The sequence below is a fragment of the Microbacterium sp. SCPM-O-B-15248 (M128) genome, assembly GCF_058214835.1.
Map to the genome: position 1 here is coordinate 35,444 of NZ_JBYQLI010000013.1, position 10,232 is coordinate 45,675.

At 68.4% G+C, this 10,232-nt stretch carries 4 protein-coding genes; all 4 read right to left on the reverse strand.

The features are described 5' to 3' along the window. Positions 1 to 144 precede the first annotated feature (144 nt). The gene (rpoC, locus tag AC3E6M_RS16735) at positions 145 to 4,020 is read right to left on the reverse strand and encodes a DNA-directed RNA polymerase subunit beta' (RefSeq protein ID WP_138175660.1); all 3,876 of its coding nucleotides are present in this window, start codon (positions 4,018 to 4,020) and stop codon (positions 145 to 147) included. Between the two features lie 41 nt (positions 4,021 to 4,061). Further along, positions 4,062 to 7,556, reverse strand: a complete 3,495-nt coding sequence (rpoB, locus tag AC3E6M_RS16740; RefSeq protein ID WP_490530566.1) for a DNA-directed RNA polymerase subunit beta — start codon at positions 7,554 to 7,556, stop codon at positions 4,062 to 4,064. A gap of 269 nt (positions 7,557 to 7,825) precedes the next feature. Further along, complete coding sequence (locus AC3E6M_RS16745) at positions 7,826 to 9,418, reverse strand: 5-oxoprolinase subunit B/C family protein (RefSeq protein WP_490530567.1); 1,593 nt, start codon at positions 9,416 to 9,418, stop codon at positions 7,826 to 7,828. Next, the gene (locus AC3E6M_RS16750) at positions 9,415 to 10,167 is read right to left on the reverse strand and encodes a 5-oxoprolinase subunit PxpA (protein WP_138175664.1); all 753 of its coding nucleotides are present in this window, start codon (positions 10,165 to 10,167) and stop codon (positions 9,415 to 9,417) included. Before AC3E6M_RS16750 ends, AC3E6M_RS16745 begins: the two co-directional genes overlap by 4 nt. Positions 10,168 to 10,232: the final 65 nt, after the last annotated feature.

The window sequence follows — 10,232 nt, forward strand, 5'->3', positions numbered from 1 at the left end:
CCCGCACCTCGACACGCCGCGGAGGGCACACGTGACCCGCCCGAAACCCGCCGGGAACGACGAAGGTCCCCGGCGCGAGCCGGGGACCTTCGTCGATCAGGATGCCGCACCGGGGTGCGGCATCCCTCGATCAGTTGTCTTCGATCAGTTGTACGTACCGGGCGTGAAGTCGTCCGTCGAGAAGCTGTCGAAGTCGACGTAGCTCAGGTCGGCGTCGCTGTACGCGCCGTCCGAGGCGAAGATGCGGTTGGGGTACCGCTCGCTCTTGGCCTCTTCCGTCGCCTCGACCGTGACGTTGCGGTACTTCGCAAGTCCCGTTCCGGCGGGGATGAGCTTTCCGATGATGACGTTCTCCTTGAGGCCGACCAGCGGGTCGCTCTTGCCCTCCATGGCCGCCTGCGTCAGGACGCGGGTGGTCTCCTGGAAGGACGCGGCCGACAGCCACGACTCGGTCGCGAGCGACGCCTTGGTGATACCCATCAGCTCGGGACGACCCGACGCGGGGCGCTTGCCCTCGCCGACCGTCTCGCGGTTGATGTTCTGGTAGCGCTTGAAGTCCACCAGCTCACCGGGCAGCAGGTCGGTGTCGCCGTGGTCGACGACGGTGACCTTGCGCAGCATCTGGCGCACGATGACCTCGATGTGCTTGTCGTGGATCGGCACACCCTGCGAGCGGTACACGCCCTGGACGCCGTTCACGAGGTACTTCTGCACCTCGCGGGCACCCTGCACGCGCATGACCTCCTTGGGGTCGAGCGTTCCGACCTGGAGGGGCTCGCCGACCTTGACGTGCTGACCGTCCTCGACGAGGAGGGTCGCACGCTTGAGGACCGGGTAGACCACCGGCTCGTCGCCGTTGTCAGGCGTGAGGATGACCTTCTTGGCCTTCTCGGTCTCGTCGATCGTGATGCGGCCATCGGCCTCGGCGATCGGCGAGGCACCCTTGGGGGTACGCGCCTCGAACAGCTCCTGCACACGGGGCAGACCCTGCGTGATGTCGTCGGCCGAGGCCGAACCACCGGTGTGGAAGGTACGCATCGTCAGCTGCGTTCCGGGCTCACCGATCGACTGGGCCGCGATGATGCCGACGGCCTCGCCGATGTCGACGATCTTGCCGGTCGCGAGCGAACGGCCGTAGCACTTCGCGCAGACACCGACGGCCGAGTCGCACGTGAGGACCGAGCGGACCTTGATGGTCTCGACCCCACCGGCGACCAGCTTGTCGATGAGCACGTCGCCCACGTCGTCGCCGGCCTCGGCCAGCACCGTACCCTGCGCGTCGACGACCGCCGTGGCGAGCGTACGAGCGAACACCGAGTTCTCGACGTTGGCGTCCTTGACGAGCGTGCCGCTCGAGTCGACCGCGGCGATCGGGAGCTCGAGGCCCTTCGACGTGCCGCAGTCCTCTTCGCGGATGATGACGTCCTGCGAGACGTCGACGAGACGACGCGTCAGGTAGCCCGAGTCGGCCGTACGGAGGGCCGTGTCGGCCAGACCCTTACGGGCACCGTGCGTGGCGATGAAGTACTCCGCCACCGACAGACCCTCGCGGTACGAGGAGATGATCGGACGCGGGATGATCTCACCCTTGGGGTTGTTCACCAGGCCGCGCATACCCGCGATGTTGCGGATCTGCAGCCAGTTACCACGCGCACCCGACGACACCATGCGGTTGATGGTGTTGTCGGCCGGGAAGTTGTCGCGCATCGCCTTCTGGACGGCATCCGTGGCCTCGGTCCAGATCTTGATGAGCTCCTGGCGACGCTCGGCGTCGGTGGTCAGACCCTTCTCGTACTGCGCCTGGACCTTCGCGGCCTGCTTCTCGTAGCCCGCGACGATCTCGCCCTTGTTCGGGGGCGTGAGGATGTCGCTCAGCGCGACCGTCACACCCGAACGCGTGGCCCAGTAGAAACCGGCGTCCTTGATGCGGTCCAGCGAAGCGGCGACCTCGACCTTGGGGTACTCCTCGGCGAGCTTGTTGACGATCTGCGACAGCTTGCCCTTGTCGGCCTGCTCGCGGACGAACGGGTAGCCCTTGGGGAGCGTGTCGTTGAAGATCGCCTGGCCGAGCGAGGCATCCACGAGACCGTGACGGTCGTAGCCCTCGGGGGCCTGGCCCTCGAGGAACGTCAGACCGGGGATGCGGATGCGCGCCTTGGCCTGCAGGTCGAGGGTGCCCTCGTCCTTGGCCAGGATCGCCTCGCCGACCGAACCGAACGCGCGACCCTCGCCCACGGCACCCTCCTTGAGGGTGGTGAGGTGGTGGAGGCCGATGATCATGTCCTGCGAGGGCAGGGTCACCGGGCGGCCGTCCGACGGCTTCAGGATGTTGTTCGACGCGAGCATCAGCACGCGGGCCTCGGCCTGAGCCTCGACCGACAGCGGCAGGTGGACGGCCATCTGGTCACCGTCGAAGTCGGCGTTGAACGCCGCGCACACGAGCGGGTGCAGCTGGATCGCCTTGCCCTCGACGAGCTGGGGCTCGAACGCCTGGATGCCGAGACGGTGCAGGGTGGGTGCACGGTTCAGCAGCACGGGACGCTCGCGGATGATCTCTTCCAGCACGTCCCAGACCTCGGGACGGTAGCGCTCGACGGCGCGCTTGGCGGCCTTGATGTTCTGCGAGTGCCCGAGGTCGATCAGACGCTTGATCACGAACGGCTTGAACAGCTCGAGCGCCATCTGCTTGGGCAGACCGCACTGGTGCAGCTTTAGCTGGGGTCCGACGATGATGACCGAACGACCCGAGTAGTCGACGCGCTTTCCGAGCAGGTTCTGACGGAAACGACCCTGCTTTCCCTTGAGCATGTCGCTCAGGGACTTCAGCGCGCGGTTACCGGTACCGGTGACGGGGCGACCACGGCGACCGTTGTCGAACAGGGCGTCGACGGCCTCCTGCAGCATGCGCTTCTCGTTGTTGACGATGATCTCGGGGGCACCGAGGTCGATCAGGCGACGGAGGCGGTTGTTGCGGTTGATCACACGACGGTAGAGGTCGTTCAGGTCGGAGGTGGCGAAACGGCCACCGTCGAGCTGGACCATCGGGCGCAGCTCCGGCGGGATGACCGGAACCACGTCGAGCACCATCGAGGCCGGCGACATGCCGGTCTGCAGGAACGAGTTGACGACCTTCAGACGCTTGATCGCGCGGATCTTGCGCTGACCCTTGCCCTCGGAGATCTGCAGGTGGAGGCTGTCGGCCTCGGCCTGCAGATCGAAGATCTCCAGGCGACGCTTGATCGACTCCGCACCCATGTGGGCCTCGAAGTACTGACCGAAACGGTCCTGCAGCTCGTGGAAGACGTCGTCTTCGGGCTTCAGGGCGCCGACCTCGAGCGTGCGGAAGTCCTCCCACACGCGCTCGAGCTTGGCGATCTGCTCGTCCGCGTTCTTGCGGATCGAGGTCATGTCCTTCTCGGCGGCGTCCTTGACCTTCTTCTTCTGGTCGGCCTTGGCACCCTCGGCCTCGAGAGCCGCGAGCTCCTCCTCCAGCTTCGCCAGACGAGCGGCGATGCGCGAGTCGCGCCGGTCGCCGAGCGTCTTCAGCTCGAGACGGATGTTGTTCTCCTGCGTCGCCAGGTCGCGGTGACGAGCATCCTCGTCGACCGAGATGACCATGTAGGCGGCGAAGTAGATGACCTTCTCGAGGTCCTTCGGCGCCATGTCCAGCAGGTAGCCGAGGCGCGAGGGCACGCCCTTGAAGTACCAGATGTGGGTGACGGGCGCGGCGAGCTCGATGTGGCCCATGCGCTCACGACGGACCGAGGACTTGGTGACCTCGACGCCGCAGCGCTCGCACACGATGCCCTTGAAGCGGACGCGCTTGTACTTGCCGCACGCGCACTCCCAGTCGCGGGAGGGCCCGAAGATCTGCTCGCCGAACAGACCGTCCTTCTCGGGCTTCAGGGTGCGGTAGTTGATGGTTTCGGGCTTCTTGACCTCACCGAAGGACCAACGACGGATGTCGTCGGCGGTGGCCAGGCCGATACGAAGCTGATCGAAAGTGGTTGATTCGAGCACTGGTTCTCCTGTGTCGGAATTCTGTTCGTTGCCTGGCCGGGTCAGATCTCGTCGATGGACGAGGACTCGAAGCGGCTGGAGATGTTGATACCGAGCTCTTCTGCGGCGCGGAAGGCGTCGTCGTCGGTGTCACGGAGGTTGACCGCCGTGCCGTCGGCCGAGAGGACCTCGACGTTCAGGCAGAGCGACTGCATCTCCTTCATGAGCACCTTGAACGACTCGGGGATGCCGGGCTCCTGGATGTTCTCGCCCTTGACGATCGCCTCGTAGACCTTGACGCGGCCGAGGATGTCGTCGGACTTGATCGTGAGGAGTTCCTGCAGCGCGTACGCGGCACCGTAGGCCTCGAGGGCCCACACCTCCATCTCACCGAAGCGCTGACCACCGAACTGCGCCTTACCACCCAGCGGCTGCTGCGTGATCATCGAGTACGGGCCCGTCGAGCGCGCGTGGATCTTGTCATCGACGAGGTGGTGCAGCTTCAGGATGTACATGTAGCCGACCGAGATGGGCGCCGGGAAGGGCTCACCGTGGCGACCGTCGAACAGCACGGTCTTACCGGTCGAGTCGATCAGGCGGTTGCCGTCGCGGTTGGGGATCGTCGAGTCGAGCAGACCCGCGATCTCGTCCTCGAAGGCGCCGTCGAACACCGGGGTGGCGACCTTGGTGCCGGGAGCGGCCTCGCGAGCCACCTCGGGCAGGTTCGTCGCCCACTCGGGCGTCCCCTCGACCTTCCAGCCCTGCTGGGCGATCCAGCCGAGGTGGAGCTCGAGGACCTGACCGAAGTTCATTCGACCCGGGATGCCGAGCGGGTTGAGCACGACGTCGACGGGGGTGCCGTCGGCGAGGAAGGGCATGTCCTCGATCGGGAGGATCTTGGCGATGACACCCTTGTTGCCGTGGCGGCCGGCGAGCTTGTCGCCCTCGGTGATCTTGCGCTTCTGGGCGATGTAGACCACGACGCGGCGGTTGACGCCCGAGCCGAGCTCGTCGTCGCCGTCCTCGGCGTTGAACTCCTTGACGGCGATGATCGTGCCCTGCTCGCCGTGGGGCACCTTCAACGAGGTGTCACGGACTTCGCGGCTCTTCTCGTTGAAGATCGCGCGGAGCAGACGCTCCTCGGCCGACAGCTCGGTCTCACCCTTGGGCGTGACCTTGCCGACGAGGATGTCGCCGGGGCGGACCTCGGCACCGATGCGGACGATGCCGCGCTCGTCGAGGTCCTTCAGCAGGTCGGGGCTGACGTTGGGGAGGTCACGGGTGATCTCCTCCTTGCCGAGCTTGGTGTCGCGCGCGTCGACCTCGTACTCCTCGATGTGGATCGACGAGAGCGTGTCGTCCTTCACGAGGTCCTGGCTGAGGATGATCGCGTCCTCGAAGTTGTGACCCTCCCACGTCATGAACGCCACGAGGAGGTTCTTGCCGAGGGCGAGCTCGCCGTTCTCGGTCGCGGGACCGTCGGCGATGACCTCGCCGAACTCGACGCGCTCACCGGCGGAGACGACCACGCGCTGGTTGTACGACGTGCCCTGGTTGGAGCGGTCGAACTTGCGGAGGAAGTAGTCCTGCGTGCCGCCCTCGTCGAGCTGGACGGTCACGACGTCGGCCGAGACCTCCAGGACGACGCCGGCCTTCTCGGCGGTGACGACGTCGCCGGCGTCGATCGCGGCGAAGCCCTCCATACCGGTACCGACGACGGGCGACTCGCTGCGCACCAGCGGAACGGCCTGGCGCTGCATGTTCGCACCCATGAGGGCGCGGTTGGCGTCGTCGTGCTCGAGGAACGGGATGAGCGAGGTCGCCACCGACACCATCTGGCGCGGCGAGACGTCCATGTAGCCGATCTCGTCGACGGGGAACAGGTCGACCTCGCCACCCTGACCGCGACGGGCGAGGATGCGGTCCTCGACGAAGTGGCCGTCGGCCTTGAGGGCGACACCGGCCTGAGCGACGATGTGGTCGCTCTCTTCGCTCGCGGTGAGGTAGTCGATCTGGTCGGTCACGCGACCGTCGACGACGCGACGGTACGGGGTCTCGATGAAACCGAACGCGTTGATGCGCGCGAACGATGCGAGCGAACCGATCAGACCGATGTTCGGGCCTTCCGGCGTCTCGATGGGGCACATGCGGCCGTAGTGCGAGGGGTGGACGTCACGGACCTCGACGCCGGCACGCTCACGGGACAGACCACCGGGGCCCAGCGCCGAGAGGCGACGCTTGTGGGTCAGGCCCGCAAGCGGGTTGTTCTGGTCCATGAACTGCGAGAGCTGCGAGGTTCCGAAGAACTCCTTGATCGCGGCGACGACGGGGCGCACGTTGATCAGGGTCTGCGGCGTGATGGCCTCGATGTCCTGCGTGGTCATGCGCTCGCGGACGACGCGCTCCATGCGGGACAGACCGGTGCGGACCTGGTTCTGGATGAGCTCGCCGACCGCGCGGATGCGACGGTTGCCGAAGTTGTCGATGTCGTCGACGTCGAGGCGGATCTCGGCGGCCTGGCCGTGACGCACGCCGTCGAACACCGAGTCGCCGCGGTGCAGACGCACGAGGTACTTGATCGTGGCGACGATGTCGTCGACGGTGAGCACCGAGTCGCTCAGCGGCTTGTCGAGGCCGAGCTTCTGGTTGATCTTGTACCGGCCGACCTTGGCCAGGTCGTAGCGCTTGGAGTTGAAGTAGAAGTTGTCCAGCAGCGCGCGGGCGGCCTCGGCCGCGACCTGCTCGCCCGGACGGAGCTTGCGGTAGATGTCGCGGAGCGCATCTTCCTTCGTGAGGATCGTGTCCTTGGAGAGCGTCTCTTCGATCGAGTCGAAGCCGGCGAACTCGGCGAGGATGTCCTCGCTCGTCAGGCCCAGGGCCTTGAGGAACACGGTGACCGACTGCTTGCGCTTGCGGTCGATGCGGACGCCGACCTGGTCGCGCTTGTCGATCTCGAACTCGAGCCAGGCACCACGCGAGGGGATCACGCGAGCCGACACGATGTCCTTGTCGGAGGTCTTGTCGGGCGTCTTGTCGAAGTAGACACCGGGCGAACGCACGAGCTGCGACACCACGACACGCTCGGTGCCGTTGATGATGAACGTGCCCTTGTCGGTCTGGAGCGGGAAGTCGCCCATGAAGACCGTCTGGGTCTTGATCTCACCGGTCTGGTGGTTCATGAACTCGGCCTCGACGTACAGCGGGGCGGCGTAGGTCTTGCCGCGCTCCTTGCACTCTTCGATCGAGTACTTCTCGGGCTCGAGGTAGGGGTTCGTGAACGAGAGCTGCATCGTCTCGCTCAGGTCCTCGATGGGCGAGATCTCCTCGAAGATCTCCTCGAGACCGCTGATCTCGGGGACGTCGGTGCGACCGACGGCCTGAGCCTCGGCGACCCGGGCCTTCCAGGCTTCGTTACCGACCAGCCAGTCGAACGACTCGGTCTGCAGGGCGAGCAGATCGGGAACGGTCAGCTTGTCGGAGATCTTCGCGAACGAGAGGCGGGATGCGCCGCGTCCGCTCTTCGGGGTGGTGGTGGATGCGTTGCTCGCAGCAGCCAAGGGAATAACCTCCAGAAGCCCGGGCGAGGGGCTCGTGATTCCTTGTCGTCAGGTGGAGTGCGTTCCTGCCCCGATAACCTGCTCGTCGCACACCGCGGTGAAGCGGGGACGGACAGGCTCAGCCGACCACCATATGAGGGCAGGGGGAATCGAGGAGCGCAAAGTCCAAGCATACGCGGGAGGACGCGCCGTGTCCAGTCGAATTCTTGACGACTTTGCGTACCTGCGGTATAACCGCGCACGGCCGCCGGGGATTCCCCGGATCGGCCTCACGAACCGCGGAAACGCAGGCGATCACCGGGCCGCACGTGCGCGAGACGATCGAGGCCGGCATCCGTCACCACCGCGATCACGGGGTATCCCCCGGTCACCGGGCCGTCCGCGAGCAGGACGACCGGCCTCCCGTGGGGCGGCACCTGCAGGGCTCCCGGACGCATGCCCTCACTCGGGAGCTCGTCATGCCGGACGCGGTCGAGCGCCGGGCCGTCCAGACGGATGCCGACACGGTCGGCGTCGCCGGACACGGTCCAGGTCGCGCCGGCCAGCGTGCGCCGCGCGTCGGTCGTGAACCAGTCGGCGCGCGGACCCGGCGCGATCGGCACGTCGATCAGCGAGCCCGGGACCGACCAGGGAAAGACGTCGACGACGGGAACCGGGTGCGGCACCTCCCCCACGCCCAGCACGTCCCCGGCGCGCAGCGGTGCCGGCCCCAGCGCGGCCAGGACGTCGGTCGACCGCGACCCCAGGAACACGGATGCCGCGACCCCGCCGCGGATCCCCAGGACGAGCCGCGCCCCGGCGCGGGCCACCCCGATGCTCAGTTCGGCACCGGAGGGAACGAGCACGGGAGCGTAGGCATCCACCGCTCTTCCGGCGACGCGGATGTCGGCGAGAGCACCGGTGACGGCGATCCACGTGTCGCGGACGACGCGGGCGCGGAAGCCGCCGAGCACGATCTCGACGCCCGCGGCCGTGTCCTCGTTGCCGACGAGGCGGTTGGCGATGCGAAGCGACGCTCGATCGAGCGCGCCGGAGCGGGCGACGCCGAGAGCGGCGCGATCGGGGCGTCCGAGATCCTGCACCGTCGCGAAGGCGCCCGGGGCGAGGATGTGCAGCGCCGGGTCGCCGTGCGGCGGGAGGCGACGGGAGGAGATTCCGGCCGCGGAGGGCGCCGCCGCCGCATCCGTTCCTCCGCCGGCCGAATCTCCTCCCGCAGCGACTGCCCCGGCCGCGGAGACACGCGCGCGCTGCGGCACGAACCGTACCCGGGCACCGGGGGCGAGGAGCACCGGGTCGGTGGCATCCGGGACGAAGAGCGGAGCGTCAGTGGTCCCGATGAGGCGCCAGCCGCCCGGGGTCTCGCGCGGGTACGCCCCGGTGAACTCCCCCGCGAGGCCGACGGATCCGGCCGGGACGCGTGTCCGCGGCTGCGGAAGCCGGGGGACATTCCCGGGCCAGGCCGCGCTGACGAGGTAGGCGAACCCCGGGGCGAAACCGGTGAACGCGACGGCCCACTCGGCTGCCGCGTGGCGGGCGACGAGGTCGGTGGGACGGATGCCGAGGATCCCCGCGGTCTCGTCGAGATCCGGGCCGTCGTAGCGGACGGGGATCTCGACGAGCGGTCCGGGCGGCACGGCCGCCGCGTTCGCGCTCCCGGCCGAGAGGACCCACGTCCGGACGGCGGCGGCGCTGAGACGGGCGGGGTCGAACGCGACGAGCACCGTGCGGGCCGCCGGGACCAGGTCGTCGACGCCGTCGGGCGGATCCGCGGCGAGCGCGGCGTGCAGTGCGAGGACGGCGTCGAGGTCGTCGACCTCGGCGAGGACGGCCCGCTCGCCCATCGGCCGGAGCCGCACGCTCACCACGGCGCGCGCACCCAGATCCCCTCGGCGTCGAGCGCGGCCCGGACGGCCCGGGCGATCGCCACCGCCGCCGGGGTGTCACCGTGGAGGCACAGGGACGCGGCATCCACGGCGAGCAGGCCGCCGTCGACCGTGTCGACCGTCCCCTCCCGGACGAGTCGCACGACGCGGTCGGCGACGCGCGCCGGGTCGTCGACGAGCGCTCCCGGGCGGTCGCGCGGCACCAGCCCGCCGGTCGACTCGTACCCGCGGTCGAGGAACGCCTCGTGGACGAACGGAAGACCCGCGGATGCCGCGGCCTCGGCGATCGCGCCCGGGAGCCCGAGCACCGGTAGGGCCCGGCCGAGCCTCGCCGAGTGGTCGGCGACGGCGGCGACCACGGCCCCGGCTTGCGCCGCGTCGTCGATGACCGCGTGGTAGAGCGCGCCGTGGGGTTTGACGTAGCGCAGGTCGGCCCCGGCGGCGGCGAGCGCGTCGAGCTGCGCGGCGACACTCGCCCGCAGCTGGGACGGCGGCGGGTCGCGGCGCACGCGTCCGAAGTTCGCGCGGTCGTCGTACGAGGGGTGCGCCCCCACGGCGACGCCGAAGCGCGCGGCGCGCTCCACCGAGGCGCGCATCGAGTCGGCGTCTCCGGCGTGGCCCCCGCACGCGACGTTCGCGCTGGAGATCACCGCGAACATCGCTTCGTCGTCGGCGGTCGGCATCCCGTCGACGGTCTCGCCGAGGTCGGCGTTGAGGTCCACCCGCATCCCGCCACGCTACCCCCCCCTGTCCCGCACGTGAGGGGTCAAGAAGTGTCGCCCGGGCAACCCGG

What these genes read in the sequence shown, in the direction of transcription:
- AC3E6M_RS16750 (WP_138175664.1), bottom strand. Translation starts at nt 10,167, where the DNA reads ATGCGGGTGGACCTCAACGCCGACCTCGGCGAGACCGTCGACGGGATG.